17 protein-coding genes and 2 pseudogenes are annotated in these 22,835 nt (G+C 62.5%); 11 read left to right on the top strand and 8 right to left on the bottom strand.

Going from position 1 to position 22,835, the window contains the following annotated elements:
• Positions 1 to 512: 512 nt before the first annotated feature.
• Together uvrA and SKA58_RS20335 are read right to left on the bottom strand one after the other, a co-directional pair.
• A complete protein-coding gene (gene uvrA / locus SKA58_RS09235) occupies positions 513 to 3,449 on the bottom strand; it encodes an excinuclease ABC subunit UvrA (protein WP_009822147.1) in 2,937 nt (978 codons plus the stop codon).
• A gap of 258 nt (positions 3,450 to 3,707) precedes the next feature.
• Positions 3,708 to 3,878: a hypothetical protein gene (locus SKA58_RS20335; protein WP_228223087.1), complete on the bottom strand. Its 171-nt coding sequence runs from the start codon at positions 3,876 to 3,878 to the stop codon at positions 3,708 to 3,710.
• Here SKA58_RS20335 and SKA58_RS19140 point away from each other — a divergent pair.
• From SKA58_RS19140 to SKA58_RS09220, 3 genes are all read left to right on the top strand, one after another.
• On the top strand, positions 3,877 to 6,699 hold the full coding sequence (locus SKA58_RS19140) for a calcium-binding protein (protein ID WP_009822146.1): 2,823 nt from the start codon (positions 3,877 to 3,879) through the stop codon (positions 6,697 to 6,699). The genes SKA58_RS20335 and SKA58_RS19140 overlap by 2 nt on opposite strands.
• 70 nt (positions 6,700 to 6,769) lie before the next feature.
• On the top strand, positions 6,770 to 7,588 hold the full coding sequence (locus SKA58_RS09225; RefSeq protein ID WP_009822145.1) for a phosphotransferase family protein: 819 nt from the start codon (positions 6,770 to 6,772) through the stop codon (positions 7,586 to 7,588).
• Between the two features lie 589 nt (positions 7,589 to 8,177).
• Positions 8,178 to 8,531 (top strand): UrcA family protein, encoded by a 354-nt coding sequence (locus tag SKA58_RS09220; RefSeq protein ID WP_009822144.1) that lies wholly within the window; start codon positions 8,178 to 8,180, stop codon positions 8,529 to 8,531.
• Between the two features lie 72 nt (positions 8,532 to 8,603).
• On the opposite strand, the gene SKA58_RS09215 is transcribed toward SKA58_RS09220, so the two are convergent.
• The 3 genes from SKA58_RS09215 to SKA58_RS09205 form a co-directional block, all read right to left on the bottom strand.
• On the bottom strand, positions 8,604 to 9,458 hold the full coding sequence (locus SKA58_RS09215) for a glucose 1-dehydrogenase (protein WP_009822143.1): 855 nt from the start codon (positions 9,456 to 9,458) through the stop codon (positions 8,604 to 8,606).
• 48 nt (positions 9,459 to 9,506) lie between these two features.
• Complete coding sequence (locus tag SKA58_RS09210) at positions 9,507 to 10,826, bottom strand: chloride channel protein (protein WP_009822142.1); 1,320 nt, start codon at positions 10,824 to 10,826, stop codon at positions 9,507 to 9,509.
• Between the two features lie 166 nt (positions 10,827 to 10,992).
• Positions 10,993 to 12,126, bottom strand: coding sequence for a glycoside hydrolase family 43 protein (locus SKA58_RS09205; RefSeq protein ID WP_009822141.1), 1,134 nt, complete (start codon positions 12,124 to 12,126; stop codon positions 10,993 to 10,995).
• 322 nt (positions 12,127 to 12,448) lie between these two features.
• On the opposite strand from SKA58_RS09205, the gene SKA58_RS09200 reads away from it, so the two are divergent.
• From SKA58_RS09200 to SKA58_RS19455, 3 genes and pseudogenes are all read left to right on the top strand, one after another.
• A complete protein-coding gene (locus SKA58_RS09200) occupies positions 12,449 to 12,988 on the top strand; it encodes a hypothetical protein (protein WP_009822140.1) in 540 nt (179 codons plus the stop codon).
• Entirely contained in the window at positions 12,985 to 13,341 is a 357-nt protein-coding gene (locus SKA58_RS09195; protein ID WP_009822139.1) for a PH domain-containing protein, read from the top strand. The genes SKA58_RS09200 and SKA58_RS09195 overlap by 4 nt, the downstream gene beginning before the upstream one ends.
• A 54-nt stretch (positions 13,342 to 13,395) precedes the next feature.
• Positions 13,396 to 14,135 (top strand): annotated as a pseudogene (locus tag SKA58_RS19455) (IS3 family transposase).
• A gap of 103 nt (positions 14,136 to 14,238) precedes the next feature.
• Here SKA58_RS19455 and SKA58_RS19450 read toward each other — a convergent pair.
• A pseudogene (locus tag SKA58_RS19450) lies at positions 14,239 to 15,020 on the bottom strand (IS5 family transposase).
• 219 nt (positions 15,021 to 15,239) lie between these two features.
• Between SKA58_RS19450 and SKA58_RS09170 the strand changes: the two are divergent.
• The 4 genes from SKA58_RS09170 to acnA all read left to right on the top strand — a co-directional run bounded on the left by SKA58_RS09170 (position 15,240) and on the right by acnA (position 20,552).
• Positions 15,240 to 15,545, top strand: a complete 306-nt coding sequence (locus tag SKA58_RS09170; protein ID WP_009822133.1) for a hypothetical protein — start codon at positions 15,240 to 15,242, stop codon at positions 15,543 to 15,545.
• A gap of 142 nt (positions 15,546 to 15,687) precedes the next feature.
• Positions 15,688 to 16,845: a bifunctional 2-methylcitrate synthase/citrate synthase gene (prpC, locus tag SKA58_RS09165; RefSeq protein WP_009822132.1), complete on the top strand. Its 1,158-nt coding sequence runs from the start codon at positions 15,688 to 15,690 to the stop codon at positions 16,843 to 16,845.
• A 9-nt stretch (positions 16,846 to 16,854) separates the two neighbouring features.
• Positions 16,855 to 17,775, top strand: coding sequence for a methylisocitrate lyase (prpB, locus tag SKA58_RS09160; RefSeq protein ID WP_009822131.1), 921 nt, complete (start codon positions 16,855 to 16,857; stop codon positions 17,773 to 17,775).
• Between the two features lie 98 nt (positions 17,776 to 17,873).
• Positions 17,874 to 20,552 carry an aconitate hydratase AcnA gene (gene acnA, locus SKA58_RS09155; RefSeq protein WP_009822130.1) on the top strand — a complete coding sequence of 893 codons (2,679 nt, stop codon included), beginning with the start codon at positions 17,874 to 17,876 and terminating at the stop codon, positions 20,550 to 20,552.
• A gap of 54 nt (positions 20,553 to 20,606) precedes the next feature.
• On the opposite strand, the gene SKA58_RS20055 is transcribed toward acnA, so the two are convergent.
• Positions 20,607 to 20,747, bottom strand: a complete 141-nt coding sequence (locus tag SKA58_RS20055) for a hypothetical protein (RefSeq protein WP_232209391.1) — start codon at positions 20,745 to 20,747, stop codon at positions 20,607 to 20,609.
• Between the two features lie 14 nt (positions 20,748 to 20,761).
• Complete coding sequence (locus tag SKA58_RS20050; protein WP_198005934.1) at positions 20,762 to 21,229, bottom strand: hypothetical protein; 468 nt, start codon at positions 21,227 to 21,229, stop codon at positions 20,762 to 20,764.
• A gap of 198 nt (positions 21,230 to 21,427) precedes the next feature.
• Between SKA58_RS20050 and SKA58_RS09145 the strand changes: the two genes are divergently transcribed.
• On the top strand, positions 21,428 to 22,828 hold the full coding sequence (locus tag SKA58_RS09145) for a short-chain fatty acyl-CoA regulator family protein (protein WP_037542360.1): 1,401 nt from the start codon (positions 21,428 to 21,430) through the stop codon (positions 22,826 to 22,828).
• Positions 22,829 to 22,835 lie beyond the last annotated feature (7 nt).

Here is a 22,835-nt window from a genome sequence, read left to right as displayed (position 1 = left end):
TTGTAGATGGTCACGTCCGGTTTGCGTTATACGGTAGCCTGTTCGAGGAACATGAACCAACCACCCTTGGGCAATATAGTTGGTGCCAGCGATATCATGCGATTTAATATTGCGCACAATCTGGTGCCACATAGGTTCACCGGGCCGGGTAATTGAAGGGGCGTTGTTGCCGGCATTTAGCGCTACGATTGCGGGCATCTCCGTCCGACATCGCCGAAACGTCGCAACTCCGTTCGGCTGCTGTGCAGCGATTAGCATAACACCCTGTGCAATTTCCTGTTCAGTGGCCATACGGGATTCTCCTGTTTCCAAAAGGATCACACAATTATTCCATTTCACAACCGGTATTATGCTTATCTAACTGTATTTGTATAAAATTGTGTGCTGACGATCAGCCTGATCTGGTCACTCCGCCGCGACGCTCTCCAACCCCAACAATGGTGCCAGATACCGCCCGGTAAAGCTCCCCGGCTCCTTCACTACCTTCTCCGGCCCTTCGACTTCGTTCTCGGCTACGCTCGAACTTCGCTCAGGACAGGCTCGTCCCCGGTTGTCATTCCTAACATCGGTCGGAGATAGTGACCGGTGAAGCTCCGTGGGTTCTGTGCTACCTTTTCGGGGACGCCCTCCGCGACCACCTCGCCACCCTTGACGCCGCCTTCCGGTCCCATGTCGATGATCCAGTCCGCCGTCTTGATGACGTCGAGATTATGTTCGATCACGACAACGCTGTTGCCCTGGTCGACCAGCGCGTGGAGGACTTCGAGGAGTTTGCGGACGTCCTCGAAATGGAGGCCGGTGGTGGGCTCGTCCAATATGTAGAGGGTGTTGCCGGTGGCGCGGCGGGAGAGTTCCTTGGCGAGCTTGACGCGCTGGGCCTCGCCGCCCGAGAGGGTCGTCGCCTGCTGGCCGACCTTGATATAGCCAAGGCCGACTTCGGCGAGCATCGCCATCTTGTCGCGGATGGGGGGGACGGCCTTGAAGAATTCGACCGCATCCTCGACCGTCATGTCGAGCACGTCGGCGATCGACTTGCCCTTGAATTTCACCTCCAGCGTCTCGCGATTGTAGCGCGCGCCGTGGCACACGTCGCAGGTGACATAGACGTCGGGGAGGAAGTGCATCTCGATCTTGAGCACGCCGTCGCCCTGGCAGGCTTCGCAGCGGCCGCCCTTGACGTTGAAGCTGAAGCGGCCGGGCTTGTAGCCGCGCGCCTGCGCTTCGGGGAGGCCGGCGAACCAGTCGCGGATGTTGGTGAAGGCGCCGGTATAGGTCGCCGGGTTGGAGCGCGGGGTGCGGCCGATGGGCGACTGGTCGATGTCGATCACCTTGTCGCAATGGTCTAGGCCCGTCACCTTGTCATGCGGGCCGGCGATGATGCGCGCGCCATTGAGCGCACGGGCCGACGCGGCGTAGAGCGTGTCGATGGTGAAGCTGGACTTGCCCGATCCACTGACGCCGGTGATGCAGGTGAAGGTGCCCAGCGGGATGGACGCGGTGACGCCGGTGAGGTTGTTGGCGCGGGCGTTGTGGACGGTGAGTTTCTTGCCGGTGCCCTTGCGGCGCTTGGCCGGCACCTCGATGCGGCGGGTGCCGTTCAGATAATCGGCGGTGAGGCTTTTCTTGTTCTTGAGCAGTTGCTTGAGCGTGCCTTCCGCGACGATGGTGCCGCCATGGACGCCCGCGCCCGGCCCCATGTCGACGATATAGTCGGCGGCGCGGATCGCATCCTCGTCATGCTCGACGACGATGACGCTGTTGCCGAGGTCGCGCAGGCGCTTCAGGGTGACGAGCAGGCGATCATTGTCGCGCTGGTGCAGGCCGATCGAGGGTTCGTCGAGGACGTAGAGGACGCCCGAGAGGCCGCTGCCGATCTGGGAGGCGAGGCGGATGCGCTGGCTCTCGCCGCCCGACAGGGTGCCGGACGTGCGGTCGAGGTTGAGATAGTCGAGGCCGACATTGTTGAGGAAGCCCAGGCGCTCGACGATTTCCTTGAGGATGGCGCGGGCGATCTGGTTTTGCTGGTCGTTCAATTGCGCGGGGAGGGTGGAGAAGAAGCCCAGTGCGTCCACCACGCTGCGGCGGGTGGAGATGGAAATGTCCTCGCCCGCGATCTTCACCGCCAGCGCCTCGGGCTTGAGGCGCGCGCCGTGGCAGGTCTCGCAGGGCTGGGCGCGCTGATATTTGGAGAGCTCCTCGCGCATCCAGGCGCTGTCGGTTTGCAGCAGGCGGCGGTTCAAGTTGCCGATGACGCCCTCAAACGGTTTTTTCACCTCATAGCTTTTGCGGCCGTCCTGGAAACGCAGCGTGACCGACTTGCCGCCGGTGCCGTATAGGATGATGCGCTTCGCCTCGTCGGGCAGGTCGGTCCAGGGCGTGTCGAGGGAGAAGCCGAATTCCTTGGCGAGCGAGCCGAGCACCTGCATATAATAAGGCGAGGGCGGGTTGGATTTCGCCCAGGGGACGACCGCGCCTTTCTTGAGGCTGAGGGCTTCGTTGGGGACGACCAGTTCGGGGTCGAATTCCTGCCGCTCGCCAAGGCCGTCGCAGGCGGGACACGCACCCATCGGGGCGTTGAAGGAGAAGAGGCGCGGCTCGATCTCGGGAATCGTGAAGCCGCTGACTGGGCAGGCGAATTTTTCGGAAAAGACGATGCGGTTGGCGGGGACGCCCGCGCCCTTCATCTTCTTGTCGGGGGAAGCGGCTTCGTCTTCGCGGCCGGGGACGACGCCGTCCGCCAGATCGACATAGGCGAGACCGTCCGCCAGCTTCAACGCCTGCTCGAAACTGTCGGCAAGACGCGTGCCCATGTCCGGGTCCACGGCGAGGCGATCGACCACGACTTCGATGTCATGCTTATATTTCTTGTCGAGCGTGGGGGCGTCTTCGATCAGATACATCTCGCCGTCGATGCGGACGCGGGTGTAGCCCGCCTTCTGCCATTCGGCGAGTTCCTTGCGATATTCGCCCTTGCGCCCGCGCACGACGGGGGCGAGCAGGTAGAAGCGTGTCCCTTCGGGCAGCAGCATCACGCGGTCGACCATCTGGCTGACCGTCTGGGCGCTGATCGGTTCGCCGGTGACGGGCGAATAGGGGATGCCGACCCGCGCCCAGAGCAGGCGCATATAGTCGTAGATTTCGGTGACGGTCGCGACCGTCGAGCGCGGATTGCGGCTGGTCGTCTTCTGCTCGATGGAGATGGCGGGGGAAAGGCCCTCGATATGCTCGACATCGGGCTTCTGCATCATCTCCAGGAACTGGCGCGCATAAGCGGAGAGCGATTCCACATAGCGGCGCTGCCCCTCGGCATAGATGGTGTCGAAGGCGAGCGACGATTTCCCCGATCCCGACAGGCCGGTGATGACGATGAGGCTGTCGCGCGGCAGATCGACGTCGACGCCCTTGAGATTATGCTCGCGCGCGCCGCGGACAGAGATGTGGGTCAGCATTCGCTATGGCTCTGCTTCTGGATGTGGGGAAGGCTCATGAGGGATGTTCTATCTTCGTTCCTGGCAAGGGTCCAGAGTGGAAGATAGGTGGGCGAAGGGGCAAATGCGAGGGCGGTTGCGAAACCGCTGGCGCACCTTGGCAGTCGCTGTTCTCGAAGTGCAAAGCGTGATCGGCTTCGTTTTTTGCCGCATAATCAAAGTGGACCCCGCCCACGTCGTTGACATATAACCAACCTTCAGTGAGATACGCTGGTAACGTCATGGGCTGCCGACTTTTGCCGCCGCATTGATTGTCAAAGGTGGTGAAGCGCGCCGAATATAATCTAAGTCCCAATTACGGCTCAATGGCGAACCTTCGAAATCAACAGCCGGATCCGGCGTGATTGGGCCTGTCATCACTGGATCGCGGGCTGAATCGGGGGATTTCATGGCAGGCGAAAACGGCACATATGTAACCGTCGGCAATAGCGCGGACAATTTGGCGGTCATCAGTGGCGTCGATGGCAGCGTCACGGGCGGTCAGTTCATTGGTGCCGGGGAGTTCGTTGGTGGCGACCTTCAATCTGCGATCACCGAGATTCGCTATAATTATCTGGGCATTGTCCGGAATTACACTCTGACCGATGGCGTGATGGAGGTTTTTGCCGAAGCCGGCCACGGTCTGTTCGTCGATGCGTCTTTGGCTCCACTAAACTACCGCGCTCTCTATTCTGAAGGACTGGATGACGTCATCCACATCCCTGTCGGTCCGACATTCCATCTGTCCGGGCAAACCGATTTTATCATCGGATCGCGACACAATGACGAGTTTTTGAGCGGGCAGAGTGCGCTGTCCGTAGGTGGTGAGGACAGTATCTTGGGGGGCGGGGGAGGAGATGAATTTCTGATTCATCCCGGCAGCCAGTCCAGCACGCTGGTCATCGCCGATTTCGATGCGGACGACCGGATCGTCATCAAGGCCGATGGTGCGGCCGGCGTCAGCCCCCAAGTGGTCGATGCCTTCACCGGCGTGGCTGGCCAGGTCAAATATTCGATTGTTCGCGGTGTCGCCACGATCGAAATCGATGCCAATGGCGATGCGGCGACCGACAATATCGTCAGCTTCGCCGTGAACCAGGAGTTTTTGCGCTTCTACACGATCGGTTCCGGAACAGACCTGTATGTCGACTATCGTAAATATGTCGACACTCTGGACGCCAGTGACGGAGATAACATCGTTGATGGCTATTTTACGGACATCAATGCTTTCAACATTCGCGGCTATGCGGGCAATGATCGTCTGTTTGGAACCCAGGGTGCCAATCTGATCGACGGCGGATCCGGCGCGGATTATATGGTCGGTGGCGATGGGGACGACATCTACATCGTCGATCAGATTGATGACGTGGTTGTCGAAAGTCAGGATCAGGGATTGGATCAGATATCGTCCAGTGTGAGCTATTCGCTGGCAAACAATGTCGAAAATCTTATCTTGATCGGCGCTTTGAATATTGACGGTGTCGGAAATGATTTGGCGAACGACATTCGCGGGAATGCAGGTGACAATTTCCTGTATGGCGATGCGGGGGACGACCATCTTTACGGTAATGCCGGCGTCGACCTGTTGAGCGGGGGCATCGGCGCGGACTGGATGGAGGGCGGACAGGGCAATGACCGCTATATCGTCGACAATATGGGCGACACAGCGGTCGAGCGCGCTGGCGAGGGCTTCGATATGGTCGATACCAGTATCAGCTACACGCTGGGCGACAATATCGAGGCACTGCGGTTGATCGGTGCCCAAGGGGCGGTGGATGCCCGTGGCAATGGCGCGAAAAACTGGTTGAACGCCGCGTGGGTCGATGTCGCGCCGGCTGCTGGCACGCAAATCCGGCTCTATGGCGAGGGTGGCGACGATAATCTGCTCGGTTCGCGCTATGGCGACCTGCTGGATGGGGGCACGGGCGTCGACAGCATGACGGGTGGCGCTGGCAATGACCGCTATATTGTCGACAATGCTGGTGACGTGGTGATCGAGCAGGCGGACCAGGGGTTCGACATGGTCGATACCAGCATCAGCTATAGGCTGGGTGATAATGTTGAAGCTTTGCGCCTGATGGGCGTGACCGGCGCCGTCGAGGCGCACGGCAATGCGGGCAACAACTGGCTGAACGCCGTATGGGTCAATGTCGCGCCAGCGGCGGGCACGCAAATCCGTCTCTATGGCGAGGGCGGCAATGACGATCTGCAGGGATCGCGCTATGGCGACCTGCTGGACGGCGGGACGGGCGCGGACCGGATGACTGGCGGTCTGGGCAATGACAGCTATGTCGTGGACAATGCCGGCGACATCGTGGTCGAGCAGGCGGGCGCGGGCTATGACGTGGTGACGTCGAGCATTGGATATGCACTGGGCGACAATGTCGAGGCGGTGCGGCTGATCGGCGTGGCCGCCGGCGCGACCGTGGTGGCGCAGGGCAATGACCTCAACAACGAACTTAACGCAGTGTGGGTCGACCAGTCGGCGAAGGTCAGCCTGCTGGGCGGGGGTGGCAACGACCGGCTGCTGGGTTCGCGCTATGACGACCTGCTGGATGGCGGGACCGGGGCCGATACCATGCGCGGCGGCCGTGGCAATGACAGCTATGTCGTCGATAGCGTAACCGATCTGGTCTATGAGCAGGCGGGTGAGGGCTATGACGTCATCACCAGCAGCGTCGGCTATCGGTTGGGCGCCAACGTCGAAGGGCTGCGGCTGGTGGGCGTGGCCGAAGGGGCGAGCGTGGTGGCGCAGGGCAACGACCTCAACAACTCGCTGAACGCGGTGTGGGTCGATAAGTCGGCGAGCATCAGCCTGCTGGGCCATGGCGGCGACGACACGCTGCAGGGGTCGCGCTTTGGCGACTTGCTGGACGGCGGGGCGGGATCGGACAGGCTGACCGGCGGCGGCGGCGCGGATCGCTTCCATTTCGGCGACGTGTTGAACGCGGCGACCAATGTCGACACGATCCTGGATTTTCAGAAAGGCGTGGATGTCATCGAACTGGACGACGCTGTCTTTGCCGGGCTGAACCTTGGCAAGCTGGACGCGAGCGCGTTCGTGGCCAATGCCAGCGGCACGGCGACCTCGGCCGATCAGCGCATCATCTATGACACGGATAGCGGGCAACTCTTCTACGACGCTGACGGGTCACTGGGCGGTGCGGCAGTGCTGTTCGGCATGGTCGCGGGGCATCCGCCGCTGACGGGCGCGGATTTTGTCGTGGTGTAAAGCCGCATAGCGCTGATCCGTCGACAAACGGGCTGGCCAAGCGGCCGTCGAGCGGGCAGAGGGGCGGGCGATGCATGCGCCTGATCCTGCAACCTTCATCGCCGCGGGCGCGAGCGCGCAGGTGTATCGGCTTGAGGGCGGGCGGGTGCTCAAGCTGTTCCATGCCGGCATCGATCCGTCGATCGTCGCGCGGGAATATGCGATCGCGCGGGTGGTGCAGGCGAGCGGCCTGCCGGTGCCGGCGGTGTTCGGCGAAACGCGGGTCGATGGGCGGCAGGGGATCCTCTACGCCGAGATGCGCGGCCCCAATCTGCTGACCTATATGGCCCGGCATCCGCATCGCGCGGCCTGGGCGCTGGAGCAGATGGCCCAGCTTCAGGAGCGCATCCAGCGCTGCCATGCACCGGCGCTGCGCAGCCGCAAGGCGGTGCTGGCCGAGGATATCGCCGCCGCCGACATATCCGAGCCACTGCGCGAAGCGGCGATTGCGCGGCTGGACCTGCTCAATGAAGGGGACCATCTGAGCCATGGCGACCTGCATCCCGGCAATCTGATCGTGACAGACGCGGGCGTTGGCGTGATCGACTGGTCGCGCGCGGCCTGCGGGACGATCGCCACCGATCTGGTGCGGACCGAGATGGTGATGCGCTTTGGCCCGGCGCGCGGAGGCGGCGACGTCGCGCGGGCGGAGGCGGTCATGCGGGACGCGGCGGCCGGATGGTATCTGCGGCGCTATCGTGCGCGCACGGGGCTGGACAAGGAAGCACTGGGCGCGTGGCGGGCGCTTGTGGCGCTGGCCTGGATGCGCCAGCGCGCGCCGGCGCGGGATGCGGCCTTCGCCGATTATGTCGCCCGAGCGCTACGCGAGGCGGGGTTGCCGCCGCTTTAAGCTGTCGCAGGTGCGGGCGGTCCGCCCCCATGTCGTTGGTCGGCGCTGGCCCGCGCCTTGTCGACAGGAGACGCCGCCGGGCGGGACGCGGCGGCGGATCGTCGAAGGACGGCGGCGATGCACGGCCCGTCCGCTATGATCGATCATGTTAAGGCACGGTTCACCGCTAATAGCGTCGTCTGCCTTTTGACAGTTTACCCCGATCCGGAGTGCCCGACAGCGCCTGGATACGCCCCCGGCAATCCCTTGCGCCGGGGGCGTTTTCTTTATGCGGCGATTTCGTTACGATTCGCATATTCCCTTACGGTGCGCTGTCGTTCGCGGCGCTGGCCATGTCGTTCGTCGCGCCGTTCGTCCCCTGCCTGTCCCCCCTTTGTCGATGGTCGCGCCGTTCGCCGACGCGGCGTGCACCCGGTCGAAGCGGGCGAGCGACAGGCGGGCACTGGGCATAAAAGGATCAGGCGAGCGGGAGAGGGCGCTTCAAACCCCATCCAGACCTCAAAGAAGCGCCGCCCGTTCGCACCCAGCGCCGCGACGCCCCCCTGAACAGGCGGCGCGGGTCATGACAGAGACAAGAGGAGATTTGCCCATGTTCCGTATGTTTACGCTCGCCGCACCTGCGGCCGCCGCATTCGCCCTGACCGCAGGCGCCGCCCAGGCCGAGGATTTCGTGTCCAATGGTCGGACCGCGCAAGTCTATCATGGCGACCTGAACCTGGCCGATGCCGACCAGCAGAAGACGCTGCGCAGCCGCATCGCCCGCGCCGCCGCTCGCGTCTGTTCGTCGAGCGACCGCATGACCGCGCTGTCGTGCAAGTCCAAGGCGATCGCCCATGTCGAAGCGCCCATGGCCGCGGCCATCGCCCGCGCCGAAACCGGTGAGCGCTATGCCGATGCCGGCAGTGAGACGGTCAAGGAGACGCGCGCGATCGTCGGGAATTGACGGTGCTTGCGCCAACTGACGAACAACAAAGGCCCGGATGCGCTCCGGGCCTTTGTCATGATCAGGGCAGCATCAGCCGTTGACGATCATGCCGCCATTGGGGTGAAGCACCTGGCCGCTCATATAGCTGGCATCCTGACAGGCGAGGAAAAGGAAGGCAGGCGCGACCTCATTGGGTTGGCCGGGCCGGCCCATGGGCGTGGATTCGCCGAAATGCTCCAGCTTCTCCTCGCTCGCGCCGCCGCAGGGGTTGAGCGGGGTCCAGATCGGCCCGGGCGCGACGGCGTTGACGCGGATGCCGTGCCCGATCAGATTTTCCGACAGGCTGCGGGTGAAGGCGGTGATCGCCCCCTTGGTGCTGCTGTAATCGAGCAGTTCGGACGCGCCCTGATACATGGTGACGGACGTGCAGTTGACGATCGCCGCGCCTTCCTTGAGGTGCGGCCGCGCCGCCTGCGTCAGAAAGAACATGCCGAAGATGTTGGTCTGGAACGTGCGGCGCAACTGATCCTCGGTAATGTCGGTGATGTCCTGATCGGGATGTTGTTCGCCGGCATTGTTGACCAGAATGTCGAGCTTGCCGAAGCGGTCGATCACCTGAGCGACGGCGCTGTCGCAAAAGGCCTTGTCGCCCACATCGCCCGCGATGGTCAGGGCCTCGCGTCCCTCGGCTTCGACGATGTCTGCCGTCTTGCGCGCATCATCATGTTCGCACAGATACAGGATGGCTACGTTGGCGCCTTCGCGGGCGTAAAGCGCGGCGACGGCGCGGCCGATGCCGCTGTCCGCGCCGGTGACGAGCGCCACCTTGCCTGCGAGGCGGCCGGAGCCGGGATAGCGCGGTTCCCATTCGGGTTTGGGATCGACCCTGGATTCATGGCCGGGCAGGCCGTCTTCCCGGATCATTTCTTCATAGCTGTCGGACATGGGGCTCTCCTTTGCAAAAAGGGCCAACCCATGTCGCGCCGCTTTTGTTCAGCCGGGCGGGGCCGCCTTCGCGCGGTCGAGGAAATTGCGCGACAGGCCGTGATAGAGGCGTTCCTTGCACACGCGCTGCGCCGCGCCATCCGCGACCAGCGCCGCGCCCAGCAAGGGGAGCATGAAGCCGCGGCTGCCGGTGGTTTCGGAAATGATGATGACGGCGGTCAGAGGTGCGCGAACCACGCCGGTGAAGTAGGCCACCATGCCCAGCAGTACGACGGCGCTGCCCTGTTGTTCCGGGAACATCCAGCGCAGCAGGTTGCCAAAGCCCGCGCCGGTCGCGAGCGAGGGCGCGAAGATGCCACCGGGAATGCCCGAGATGCTGGTCGCCAGCGTGCTGATGAATTTGGCCGGGGCGAACCAGAGCGGTTCCTGCCCCCCGGTGATGAGGTGGCGGGCGGGCGCGTAGCTGGTGCCCCAGGTAAGGCCGGTCAACACCCCGATCAGCGCGACGACCGCGCCGCAGCAGGCGGCAAAGCGGATCGGATGGGCGCGGCTGAAATCAGTGAGGCGGTTGCGGCTGGTCGCCGCCGCCAGCGCCAGACGGGCGAACAGGCCGCCCGACAGGCCGCCCAGTACGCCGGCGAACAGCGCGACGACCATCGCGGAGCCGAGCGGCAGATGCGCGGCCACGACGCCGAAATAGACATAGTCGCCCGCCAGCCCCAGGCTGACCATGCCCGAGATGATGACGGCGGTGATGACCAGCAGCGTCATGCGCTGTTCATAGGCCGACGCCAGTTCCTCGATCGCGAAACTGATCCCGGCGAGCGGCGTGTTGAAGGCAGCGGCGACACCGGCCGCGCCGCCTGCGACCATGACCGATGCGCGCAGAGGCACCTGAAGCACCGAATGGACGCGGGCGAGGATGGCGGCGGAAATCTGGACCGTGGGGCCTTCGCGTCCGACCGATGCGCCCACCAGCAGGCCCGCCAGCGTCAGTGCGACCTTGAGCAGCGCGGTGCGCAGGTCGACCAGCCGCCCGCCAATCTGTTCGGGCAGGCGGGTGGCGGCGATGACCTGCGGAATGCCCGATCCGCCGGCGAAGGGGGCGTAGCGGCGGGTGATCCAGGCGATGCCGGCAAAACCGAGCGGGGTCAGGAGTAGTGGCAGCCAGGGCCATTGCCCCGCGAGGTGATCGAAGGCTTCGCTGCTGGCGTCGGCCGCCCGCGCGAAGAGCAGCGCGGCGAGGCCAACGAGAATAGCGCCGCCCATCAGCGCGAGACGGCGGCGGAAGATGAGCGACGTCGGGCCGGTGTGGCGGATCAGCGCGCGCACGCGCCGCATGGTCCATCGGCGGCCCGTGATGCTCATACCCGGACGGACTTCCCGCCTGACAGAGAGGAAAGGGCGACGAGGGGGGTGGGCTGGGCCACAGGCTGCTCCGCGGTTCGGCTGAAAAGGCCAACGATCGGCCTTGCGCCTTCCCTCTATGGTCGCCAGCCCGCAGAGGCAAGACCGGCGACCGGGAAAAGCCGCATCAGGGCTTGGCCGTGCCCTGCGCCTTGGTAACGAACGGGTTGATCGTCTGGATCGTGCCGTCCGGATTATAATGTAGTTCCGTCACCTTGACGTTGCGCAGGCGGGTTTGCCCCGACAATTGGGTGTCGGCATAGAAAAGCCACCATTTCCCATTCCATTCGACAATGGAATGATGGGTGGTCCAGCCTTCCACCGGCTCCATGATCCGCCCCTTGTAGGTGAAGGGGCCATAGGGGCTGTCGCCTATGCCATAGGCCAGATAATGGGTGTCGCCAGTCGAATAGCTGAAATAATATTTGCCCTTATATTTGTGCATCCACGACGCTTCGAAGAAACGGCGGTCATGGTCGCCCCCCAGCAGCGGCTTGCCCTGGTCATCGACGATCTGTACGGCGCGGGGCGTTTCGGCAAATTCCAGCATGTCGCCGGTCATTTTCGCGACGCGCGGGGCAAGCGCGGGCTTGTCATCCTGGCCAAGGTCGGTCTTGGATCCGTTGGGATCATAGGCGCCGTTGACATTGCGTTGCAGCTGGCCGCCCCAGATGCCGCCGAAATACATATAGCTTTGCCCGTCATCGTCGGTGAAGACGGCCGGGTCGATCGAATAGCTGCCCTTGATCGGCTGGGGCTGCGCCTTGAACGGACCCATCGGATCCTTCGATGTGGCGACGCCGATGCGGAAGGCGCCTTCCTTGTCCTTCGCCGGGAAGTAGAGATAATAGGTGTCGCCCTTCTTCGCGGCGTCGGGCGCCCACATCTGCTTTTCCGCCCAGGGCACGTCATCGACGTCGAGCGCGACCGGGCCAAGCGTCACCGGCCCGCCGATGCGGTCCATGCGCAGCACCCGATAGTCGCGCATTTCGAAATGACTGCCCAGATCATCCTCGGGCGTAGGCCCGTCGATATCATGGCTGGGATAGACGTAGATCTTTCCGTTCCAGACATGGGCGGACGGGTCGGCGGTGAAAATATCCTTTACCAGCGGCTGCGACAGATAGTCGGAAGCCGGGCGCTTGCCCGCCGCCTGCTGGGCGTTCGTAGCGTTGGCGCTGGTGTCGGCCGGTTGCTGGCAACCCGCCGTCAGCGCGGCGGCGGCCACGGCACCAAAGGTCAAAATGGATTTGCGCATCATGCATCCTCTCCCGATTGCATTTATCAAGATAGCGCTACCATCGGAAGGGCGGTGACGTCCACGCTTTTGTTCCAGCGCCTTGGACGAAGATGCGCGTTTGCGCTTCAGCCTTCGGCGCGGCGGCGGTAACGAAAGTACCAGACCTCACTTCCAAATCTCTTATAACCCATTGATGATAAATCGGAAAAATCGATTTTAAAAGGAAGCAGAATCTCGCCAGCAATCATATAGTAAACATTCGGAGAGTGGCGGTGTTGATCGCCGGCTAAGGAGCCATGAGGCCGCTTTACCGGGAGTACTCGTCCTTGGGGGAAGGTCGGGCATGATACCCAATTTGGATCGTTTGATGAATTATGTCGTCACGCCAGTAGCAAGCCGCCTGACCGGCCTTTCCGTCGATCTGCTACGTGAATGGGCGGTCCGGCGTGCGCTCATCCCGGCGGACGGGCAGCCGTGTCGCAAGGGCGCGCCGGCGCAATATAGCTGGCAGACGATTTTAGTGCTCCGTCTGGCGACGACTCTGCATCGGCAGTTCCGCATCGAGCTGCAGGGGCATAAGGATTTGTTCGACAGCTGGCGCCAGACGCTGAAGCGCACGTCGTTCATCGCGCTCTCAGGACGGCGCATAGCCTTCTATGGCAATGATCGCTGGGAGCTGCTTGGCCCCGGCGAAATTCCAGGGGACGGCGAGGACGTCCTCATTTTCGGTCTCGACCAACATCTTGAGGTCCTCCGAGAGGGCTTCGGCCTGCCGTCGCCCACTCGCCGTGAAGGCCAGCTAGAGCTTTTCCCGGTCCGCGCGGTGCGCGATGCCGCGGTTGCATCAGCACCGTCTCCAACAGCCAAGGCGGTCGGTCGATGAGCGAAATGCTGCAGGGCTGGTTCGACCGGCTCGGCTATTCGGCCGAGCCGGCGCAGCTTCATCTACGCACCGATGACGTGCCCGACACGCACCCTTACGCCCTCGAACTGCGCGCGATGCTGAGCGACGATGGTGCGATCGGCGCACGCGCCGTCTTCGATGTCGAAGGCGTGCCCGCGGTCGTATTCGTCTCCCATGATGATCAGCCGCTGTCGCGCGACCAGCTCAACACCATTCGCCAGCGCATCTGGAACAAGAGCCTCGCCACCGTCGTGATCGATGTGCGCGGCGACACCGCCGTCGCCTTACCAGTCCGGCGTCTCAAGAATGCGCAGGAGCATCTGGACTTGTAACGGTTTTGTGCCGGTCACTTGAGAGTTTAAGGCTCGTTCAAGGAGGCCGACGAGATGATCAAGCATGGTGAGGAGTTCAAGCAGGAGGCGGTGCGGATTGCAATGACCAGCGGGTTGTCGCGCGAACGGGTTGCATCAGATTTGGGCGTTGGCAAGTCGACCCTGAACAAATGGGTTTCGCACTATCGTCCGTCGGACCTGGTGGCAGCGCCGCAGGCAGATCTGGCGCGAAAGAATGAACGGCTTCGCCTTGAGAACCGCGTGCTCCGGGAGGAGAGGGAAATCGTAAAAAGGCGACTCAGTTCTTCGCGAGCCAAAGGCCGTGAAGTTCGCTTTCGTGCATAGCTGGCGGCATCGCTGGCCCGTTGAACTGCTCTGCCGTGTCATGCTTGTCAGTGAGCGTGGTTATCGTTCCTGTCGCTCGCGCCCGATCAGTTGCCGGGTCGTGGACTGGGCGGTCAGCGACAGGATGAAAAAGGATCTGGCGATCCGGACGCTGGATATGGCGGTGCGCCTTCGCCAGCCCCCCGATGGCTGAATTTTTCATTCCGATCGCGGCAGCCGATATTGCTCCTATGGCTATCAGCGGCAAGGGTAATTGCTACGACAACGCCTCTGTCGAAACGTTCTTCGAATCTCTGAAGGCCGAACTCATCTGGCGGCAGCGATGGCCAACGCGACGGCAAGCGGAAGCAGCCATCTTCCAGTATATCAACGGCTTCAACAATTCCCGTCGCCGCCATTCATATCTGGGCGGCATCAGCCCGCTCGCCTTCGAAGCCAAGGTGGCATAATCAGATAAGTGACCGGCGCAAAACCGTTACAAGTCCATGGCGCAGGCGATGGGTAAAGAATGTTGGGAGCGGTTCGTCGAAAGCCTCGGCCGACGTATGGACACTAGGTCGCGTTGACAAAAGACTTCAACCACAGCCTTGCGGCGGCGAGGTTGAGGAAGCTCTCGAACGAGAGGACGGTTTTGTCGTATCGGGTGGCGATGCGGCGCTGTTGCTTCAGCTTGCCGAACATTCGCTCAATGCGGTTGCGATCCTTGTAGCGCCGATAGTCGGGATGGACTGGCGTTCTCCGGTTCGACCGGGGCGGGATGATGGGCAGGATGCCGCGCATGAGCAGGTTCTCGCGAAATCGGTCGCCGTCGTAGCCCTTGTCCGCGAGCAGCGCCTTGGGCTTGGGCAACCGTAGGGCCATCAGGTCATCGACCGCTGCATAATCCGAAGCCTCGCCGCCGGTCAGGATGAACCCGATAGGTAGTCCTTGATTGTCGCAGCGGGCGTGGACTTTGCTCGTAAAGCCGCCGCGTGATCGACCAAGAGCCTGCGCACAAGCCCCCCTTTTCCGCCCACTGCCGAGACGTGGCCGCGAACCGTGGTGCTGTCGATCATGTGCTGCCAGTCGTCGGCCAGGCCCAGATCGACCAGCGTTTGCAGGAGGGCATCCCAGACGCCTTGCTCGGCCCAACGCCGAAACCGGACATAGACCGAGTTCCACTTGCCGTAGCGCTCATGCATGTCCCGCCATGGGCAACCTACCCGCAGCACATGAAGCATATCGTTGAGAAAACGCCGGTTATCGCCGGCGGGTCGCGCCCAACGCCCCCGCTCAGATGGTAGCAGAGGGCCGATCAGTTCCCACTCAGCATCCGACAAGTCCCCTCGGCCCATAACTGCTCCCCAAAGATCAGCCTTGAATCAAAACACGACCGGTTTGGGAATCCCTTTTGTCAACACGACCTAGGCCGCGGCTGCGCGTCGAAATCGCGACGGACGTCGATCCGACCACATAATATTATTTCGCAAAGTTCGCGGATTTGCAGATTTGCGTCCGCAAATCTTCGCCTTTTCAGCCGTTTTCCGCGCTTCGCGCATGCGGATAATGCGCAGATGCTTTCAAATCGACCCGAAAAAGGCCTCGACCTGCTGGACGCCATGGTGACCGCTGCGGCCGACCGAGCGTCGTCGCATCTGCCGGGGGCCATTCGCTTCGCGAAATGCGACGGCCTGCAGATCAACGAAGGCTTTTCCACTCCCGATGTCGAGATAGAGGCGTGGTCTCTATCCGCAGACCAGCAGGCGATCATCGTCTCAGTCTTTGCGACCGGCGCACGGGAAGATGGCGGTCGCATGACGGCAGCGACCGGGCGCTTCACCTTCACGACATTGACGGGCCAGCGGGAATATCGGGCATGACGATCCTGGCGATCCGCACGTCCCCGCGTCAGCCTGATGGCGCAGTTCGCCCTTCGGCGCTCGCCCGCTGCCTTTTCCTTCCACTCACCAACTGTCCGAGCCTCGCCGCTTCGGCCGGTATTATATGACGCAAGAGGAATCTATGGCCGAAGTAGCATTCAAGCCGAAGAAATCGGTGGCCTTGTCCGGTGTTGCAGCCGGCAACACCGCGCTTTGCACCGTGGGCAAGTCGGGCAACGACCTGCATTATCGTGGCTATGACATTCTCGACATTGCAGAATCTGCGGAGTTTGAGGAGATCGCGCATCTACTGGTGCATGGCGAACTGCCGACGCCGTCGCAGCTCATCTCCTACAAGGCAAAGCTCAAGGGACTGCGCGGCCTGCCGCATTCGGTGAAGAGCGCGCTGGAGGCGATCCCGGCGGCCGCCCATCCGATGGATGTGATGCGCTCAGGCGTTTCCGCCCTCGGTTGTGTCCTGCCCGAGACGCACGACCACAACTTACCCGACGCGCGCGATATCGCCGATCGGCTCATGGCGTCACTCGGTTCGGTCCTGCTCTACTGGTATCACTACGCCCATCATGGCCGCCGCATCGAGGTGGAGACCGACGACGACAGCATTGGCGGCCATTTCCTCCACCTCCTCCATGGCAAGGCGCCGTCGGCGAGCTGGGTGCGTGCCATGCACACCTCGCTGATCCTCTATGCCGAGCATGAATTCAACGCCTCGACCTTTGCCGCGCGGGTGATCGCCGGCACCGGTTCGGACATGTATTCGGCGATCGCCGGCGCCATCGGCGCGCTGCGCGGTCCCAAGCATGGCGGCGCGAACGAGGTCGCCTATGAGATCCAGAAGCGCTACGCGACGCCTGACGAGGCGGAAGCCGACATCCGTCGCCGTGTCGAGGCCAAGGAGGTCGTGATCGGCTTCGGCCATCCGGTCTACACCATCTCCGATCCGCGCAATGTCGTTATCAAGCGTGTTGCCAAGAGCTTGGCCGACGAAGCCGGTGCGCAGCGCCAGTTCGCGGTGGCGGAGCGGATCGAGAGCGTGATGTGGGACGCCAAGACCATGTTCCCGAACCTCGACTGGTTCTCGGCGGTGTCCTACAACCTCATGGGCGTGCCGACGGCGATGTTTACGCCGCTCTTCGTTATCGCGCGCACCAGCGGCTGGGCGGCGCATGTGATCGAGCAGCGCGTCGACAACAAGATCATCCGGCCCTCGGCCAATTATACTGGCCCGGAAAATCTCGAATTCGTGCCGCTCGCCGAACGTAGCGAAGCGCACGCTTAAGGAGGCATCATGCCCTATCTGATTGCAGACGAACTTCCCAACACCAGCGCCGGTCAGCGTTTCCGCGAAGCGCTCGCCCGTCCGGGCATCTATCAGCTTCCCGGCGCGCATAACGGCCAGGCAGCGATCCAGGGAAAGCAGGCGGGGTTTGAGGGACTGTACCTTTCGGGTGCGGCGATGACCGCATCGATGGGCCTGCCCGACCTCGGCATCATCACTGTGGACGAAGTCGCCTTCTTTATCCGCCAGATCGTGCGCGCCTCCGGCCTGCCGCTCCTGGTCGATGGCGACACCGGCTATGGCGAGGCACTCAACGTCATGCACATGGTCCGCACCTTCGAAGATGCGGGCGCGGGAGCCGTGCATCTTGAAGATCAGATCCTGCCCAAGAAATGCGGCCATCTGAACGGCAAGAACCTTGTTCCGCCGCATGACATGGCGGCCAAGGTGGCGGCAGCCAAGAGGGCGAGCCGTGACATTGTCATCGTCGCGCGCACCGATGCTGCTGCGGTCGAGGGCTATGATGCAGCAGTTGCGCGCGCGAAGCTGTATGTCGAGGCGGGAGCCGATGCGATCTTCCCAGAAGCGTTGATCACGCGCGATATGTTCGAGAAGTTCGCGCAAGACATGCCCGGCGTGCCGCTCCTCGCCAACATGACGGAGTTTGGCAAGACGCCGTTCTACACGGCGAACGAGTTCGAGCAGATGGGTTACAAGATGGTGATCTGGCCCGTCTCGTCCCTGCGTGTCGCCAACAAGGCGCAGGCCGAACTCTATGCCGCCATCAAGCGCGACGGCGGAACGCACAACCAGGTCGAGCGCATGCAGACCCGCCAGGAGTTGTACGACACCATCGGGCTCCACGCTTTCGAGGAACTCGATGCGTCGATCGTCAAGACGATCGTGCCGGAAGGCATTCCTCAGACCTGAGCCGACATTCTGTCGATGACCGGTGACCGCTGGCCTTCCCGCGCTCGCGCGCGTCGGGGAGGCCGACACGCGCCGCACAAGCAAGAGAAAGATATTCGATGACAGCGACAGGCAGTGACAGCCTCGGCACGCGCGACCGGCTCACCGTCAACGGGGAGACATTTGCCTATTATAGTCTGCCCAAGGTGGCCGCGAAATTCGGCGACGTGAGCCGCCTGCCTTTCAGCCTGAAGGTTTTGCTCGAAAATCTCCTGCGTTTCGAGGACGGCGCCAGCGTGACAGTCGATGACATTCGCGCACTGGTCGACTGGCAGAAGGATCGACGGTCGGATCGCGAAATCCAGTACCGGCCCGCCCGCGTCCTGATGCAGGACTTCACCGGCGTTCCCTGCATCGTCGATCTGGCCGCGATGCGCGACACGATGAACCGTTGGGGCGCGGATGCATCACGCATCAATCCGCAAGTGCCGATCCATCTCGTCATCGACCATAGCGTCATGGCAGACGAGGCCAGCAGCAGCCATGCGTTCGAGCGCAATGTCGAGATCGAATATGAGCGCAATTCCGAACGCTACGCCTTCCTCAAATGGGGTGCGAGGACACTCGACAATCTGAAGGTTGTGCCGCCCGGCACCGGCATCTGTCATCAGGTCAATCTGGAGCATATCGCCCAGACCGTCTGGACCAGCACGGATGCGAAAGGCGTCACGGTCGCCTATCCTGACACCTGCGTCGGCACGGACAGCCATACCACCATGGTCAGCGGCCTCGGCGTCATGGGATGGGGTGTGGGCGGGATCGAAGCCGAAGCGGCTATGCTCGGCCAGCCGGTATCGATGCTGATCCCCGATGTTGTCGGCTTCCGGCTGTCCGGCACGTTGACCGAAGGCGTGACAGCCACCGATCTCGTCCTGACAGTGACCCAGATGCTCCGCGCGCACGGCGTGGTCGGCCGCTTCGTCGAATTTTATGGGCCGGGGCTCGACGCCCTGCCGCTCGCCGATCGTGCCACGATCGCCAACATGGCACCCGAATATGGCGCCACATGCGGCTTCTTCCCGGTCGATGACGCCACGATCACCTATCTCCGCCTCACCGGCCGCAGCGAAGATCGCATCGCGCTCGTGGAGGCCTATGCCAAGGCGCAGGGCATGTGGCGGGATGCCACGACGCCCGACCCGGTATTTACCGAGACGCTTGAACTCGATCTCGCGACCGTATTGCCGTCGGTGGCCGGACCCCGTCGTCCGCAGGACCGGGTATTGCTGACCCAGGCCGCGGAAGGCTTTCGGACCGAGCTGGCTGCTGGATATGGCAAAGGCGACGAGCTGGACCGGCGGGTCGCTGTGGATCAGAAAGATTTCAGTATCGGCCATGGCGATATCGCGATCGCGGCGATTACGAGTTGCACCAATACGTCCAATCCCTCCGTCCTTGTCGCTGCTGGACTGGTGGCGCGCAAGGCGCGCGCGCTGGGCTTGGCGCCCAAGCCGTGGGTTCGCACGACGCTGTCGCCCGGCAGCCAGGTCGTTACCGACTATCTGGTGCGATCCGGGCTGCAGGAGGATTTCGATGCGCTCGGCTTCAATCTGACCGGCTATGGCTGTATGATCTGCATCGGCAATTCGGGTTCGCTCGATCCTGCCGTCTCCCAGACGATCAACGACAATGGCCTCGTGACAGCGGCGGTCCTGTCCGGCAACCGGAACTTCGAGGGACGGATTTCACCCGATGTGCGCGCCAATTACCTGGCTTCGCCGCCGCTCGTCGTCGCCTATTCGCTGATCGGCACCGTCTCGCGCGATATCGCGACTGAGTCTCTTGGCACCGGCACCGATGGGCAGCCCGTCTATTTGAAAGATGTCTGGCCGACCAATGCGGAAGTGCAGGCCACTATGTCCTCGGCCATCGACGCCGAGATGTTCGCCAGCCGCTATGCCAATGTCTATGCGGGCGACGATCGCTGGAAGGCGCTTGAGGTGAAGCAGGGCGACACCTATGACTGGCCGACTGCATCGACCTATGTCGCCAATCCGCCCTTCTTCGATGGACTGGAACGCGAGGCCGCGCCGGTCGCTGATATCGTCGAGGCCCGTACGCTCGCCATCTTCGGCGATTCCATCACGACCGACCACATCTCGCCGGCCGGCTCGATCAAACCGGCTTCGCCGGCCGGGCAATGGCTCATCGAACGACAGGTGCAGCCTGTCGATTTCAACAGCTATGGCTGCCGCCGGGGCAATCATGAAATCATGATGCGCGGCACCTTCGCCAATATCCGCATCCGCAATGAAATGATGGGCGGTGCAGAAGGCGGCAACACGCTGTTCGACGGCGAGACGCTCCCGATCTACGAAGCAGCCATGCGGCACAAGGCGGCGGGAACGCCTCTCATTGTCCTCGCCGGCAAGGAATATGGCACCGGCTCCTCGCGCGACTGGGCGGCCAAGGGCACGGCCCTGCTAGGTGTGCGCGCGGTTATCGCGGAGAGCTTCGAGCGTATCCACCGTTCCAATCTCGTCGGGATGGGTGTGCTGCCGCTTCAGTTCGCCGAGGGCGTCAATCGCCATACTTACTGGCTGAAAGGAAACGAACAGTTCACTATTACCGGCCTGTCGGACCTGCAACCGCGCCAGACCGTCATGGTCGAAGGCCGATGGTCGGACGGATTATCCTTCCGGCTCCAAACATTATGTCGGATCGACACCGCCGAGGAACTCGCCTATTTCCAGAATGGTGGCATCCTGCCCTATGTGCTGAGAAACCTCGCGGCATAGTGCGATCGCGGAAGCGGCGAAGTCTTTTGCTGCTGGTGCAGATGCTGGCAACCCTCATTCCAAGACGAGCAGCAGATCCTTTGCCTCGATGCTGTCGCCCGACGAGGGCGTGGCTTTGACGATATCGCCGAACAGATCATTGGCTTCGCGATAGGCGCGCGCCACTTCGTGCCAGCGGCTGGCGAGGCCCAGCAAGCGGGCCTGTTCCTTCAGGTTCGTGAACCGACCGCCTGGCATTTCATGGAGATAGACCTCCGACGCGCCTGAGCGCAGATCGCTCTCGAACGGCGCATAGAGCCCGCGAACACCCTCCCAATAGAAGCTGATCCTCCGGATTGCCTCGGCGTCGAGACCGGTGTCGCGGTTGTGTAGCGCAGCGCTTCGACCACCGATCCCAGGCAGGGCTGTGACGTTGTTCCCGACATTGCATCCGTCGCGACATCGATCGCATCAGCGCCCGCCTCGGCGGTGGCGATAAGGGTCGCGCCTGCGATGCCGGAGGTGTCGTGCGTATGGAGGTGGATCGGCAGGTCGGTGACATCGCGCAATGCAGCGATCAACGCTCGTGCCGCTGGGGGCCGTATCAGACCAGCCATATCCGTGATCGCAAGAACCTGGCACTCGGCCTTCTTAAGATCGCTCGCTATGCCGGCATAATAGTTCAGCGAATATTTCACGCGCCGGATCGAACAGGTCGCCCGTGTAGCAGATTGCGCCCTCGGCGATCTTGCCCTTCATCATTGCTGCCTTGCCGTAGAATTCTTCATGGCTTCGCAACATCCGCATTATCTGTTACGCTAGAAATGTCTGAATGTGCGAAGATTTGCGGATGAAATGCTGCAAATTAGCAAAGTTTGCGAAGATTGGGCAGGAACATGCGGAAAGCCTTTATGGGGGTGCGGCTGCGGCGGCTGCGCGAGGAACGGAAGCTCAAGCAGGTCGACCTGGCCAATGCGCTCGGCATCTCGTCGAGCTATCTCAATCAGCTCGAACAGAACCAGCGGCCGTTGACAGTCCCAGTGCTGCTCAAGATCAACGCGGTCTTTGGCGTCGACGTCCAGCTCTTTTCAGAGGATGAGGAAGCGCGCCTCATCACCGAACTGCGTGACGCGCTGTCCGATAGCGCGGAGGCGATCTCGGTCGCGGAAATCCGCGAGCTGGCGACGAACATGCCCGCGGTGGGAAGGACGCTCATATCCCTGCACCGCCGTTATCGGGAGGCCGCCGAGCGCAGCGAAGCGATGGCTGCCCAGTTGGGAGACGATTGGATCAGCGGCGGTCCGGCACGGATGGCCTTCGAGCAAGTGCGCGACTTTTTCTATGCCCGGCACAATCATGTCAAGCCACTCGATGAAGCAGCGGAGCGAATTTATCGAGAGGCGGGTCTAGCGCCACACTCGGTCCACCCTGGACTCGTTGCTTGGCTGAAGGACCGCCACGATGTTCAGATTGTCTGGGGTGAGAGCGATACGGCTCAGCGCCGGTATGACCCCGCGACACGGACGTTGCACGTCTCGGCCCATCTACATCAGGGCCAACAGGCCTTCCAGATGGCGACCCAACTGGCATTTCTGGAACTGGGCAGCGTCATCGACCGGCTGGCCGATAACAGCCTACTGTCGGGCGACGAAGCGCGGAGACTGGCCAGGGTGGGTCTGGCCAACTATTTCGCGGGAGCACTCATCCTGCCCTATGGTGATTTCCTCGCCGCCGCCGAGGCCGAGGCCTATGATATCGAAAAGCTCGGGCGCCGGTTCGGAGTCGGCTTCGAGACGATCTGCCATCGGCTCTCGACGCTCCAACGCGCCGAGGCCCGTGGCATCCCCTTCTTCTTTGTGCGGGTCGATCGTGCCGGCAATATCTCCAAACGACAATCGGCAACCGATTTCCATTTCTCCCGTGTCGGCGGAAGCTGCCCACTGTGGAAGGTCTACGAGGCTTTCACGCAACCAGGCCGGGTCCTCCGTCAGATCGCGCAAATGCCTGACGGCCGTACTTACCTGTGGATTGCGCGAACGGTCAGCAGTGGCAACGCAGGCTTCGACGTGCCGGGCAAGACATTTGCGGTCGGACTGGGCTGCGACATTCGTCACGCCTCGCGGCTTATCTATTCGCGGGGACTGGATTTGGACGATCCAGCAGCGGCGACGCCGATCGGAGCTGGCTGCAAGGTCTGTGAACGTCCAGCGTGCCCGCAACGCGCCTTCCCTGCAATCGGGCGGGCGGTGGCGGTAGACGAGAATCGAAGCACCTTGGCCCCTTATCCCGCAGCCTGATTCGCAA

This window comes from Sphingomonas sp. SKA58 (genome assembly GCF_000153545.1).
Taxonomy (GTDB): Bacteria; Pseudomonadota; Alphaproteobacteria; order Sphingomonadales; family Sphingomonadaceae; genus Sphingobium; species Sphingobium soli.
Note: the sequence above shows the minus strand (reverse complement) of the source record. Positions and strands in the feature narration are given on the sequence as shown.

What these genes read in the sequence shown, in the direction of transcription:
- uvrA (WP_009822147.1), bottom strand. Translation starts at nt 3,449, where the DNA reads ATGCTGACCCACATCTCTGTCCGCGGCGCGCGCGAGCATAATCTCAAG.
- SKA58_RS19140 (WP_009822146.1), top strand. Translation starts at nt 3,877, where the DNA reads ATGGCAGGCGAAAACGGCACATATGTAACCGTCGGCAATAGCGCGGAC.
- SKA58_RS20335 (WP_228223087.1), bottom strand. Translation starts at nt 3,878, where the DNA reads ATGAAATCCCCCGATTCAGCCCGCGATCCAGTGATGACAGGCCCAATC.
- SKA58_RS09225 (WP_009822145.1), top strand. Translation starts at nt 6,770, where the DNA reads ATGCATGCGCCTGATCCTGCAACCTTCATCGCCGCGGGCGCGAGCGCG.
- SKA58_RS09220 (WP_009822144.1), top strand. Translation starts at nt 8,178, where the DNA reads ATGTTCCGTATGTTTACGCTCGCCGCACCTGCGGCCGCCGCATTCGCC.
- SKA58_RS09215 (WP_009822143.1), bottom strand. Translation starts at nt 9,458, where the DNA reads ATGTCCGACAGCTATGAAGAAATGATCCGGGAAGACGGCCTGCCCGGC.
- SKA58_RS09210 (WP_009822142.1), bottom strand. Translation starts at nt 10,826, where the DNA reads ATGAGCATCACGGGCCGCCGATGGACCATGCGGCGCGTGCGCGCGCTG.
- SKA58_RS09205 (WP_009822141.1), bottom strand. Translation starts at nt 12,126, where the DNA reads ATGATGCGCAAATCCATTTTGACCTTTGGTGCCGTGGCCGCCGCCGCG.
- SKA58_RS09200 (WP_009822140.1), top strand. Translation starts at nt 12,449, where the DNA reads ATGATACCCAATTTGGATCGTTTGATGAATTATGTCGTCACGCCAGTA.
- SKA58_RS09195 (WP_009822139.1), top strand. Translation starts at nt 12,985, where the DNA reads ATGAGCGAAATGCTGCAGGGCTGGTTCGACCGGCTCGGCTATTCGGCC.
- SKA58_RS09170 (WP_009822133.1), top strand. Translation starts at nt 15,240, where the DNA reads ATGCTTTCAAATCGACCCGAAAAAGGCCTCGACCTGCTGGACGCCATG.
- prpC (WP_009822132.1), top strand. Translation starts at nt 15,688, where the DNA reads ATGGCCGAAGTAGCATTCAAGCCGAAGAAATCGGTGGCCTTGTCCGGT.
- prpB (WP_009822131.1), top strand. Translation starts at nt 16,855, where the DNA reads ATGCCCTATCTGATTGCAGACGAACTTCCCAACACCAGCGCCGGTCAG.
- acnA (WP_009822130.1), top strand. Translation starts at nt 17,874, where the DNA reads ATGACAGCGACAGGCAGTGACAGCCTCGGCACGCGCGACCGGCTCACC.
- SKA58_RS09145 (WP_037542360.1), top strand. Translation starts at nt 21,428, where the DNA reads ATGCGGAAAGCCTTTATGGGGGTGCGGCTGCGGCGGCTGCGCGAGGAA.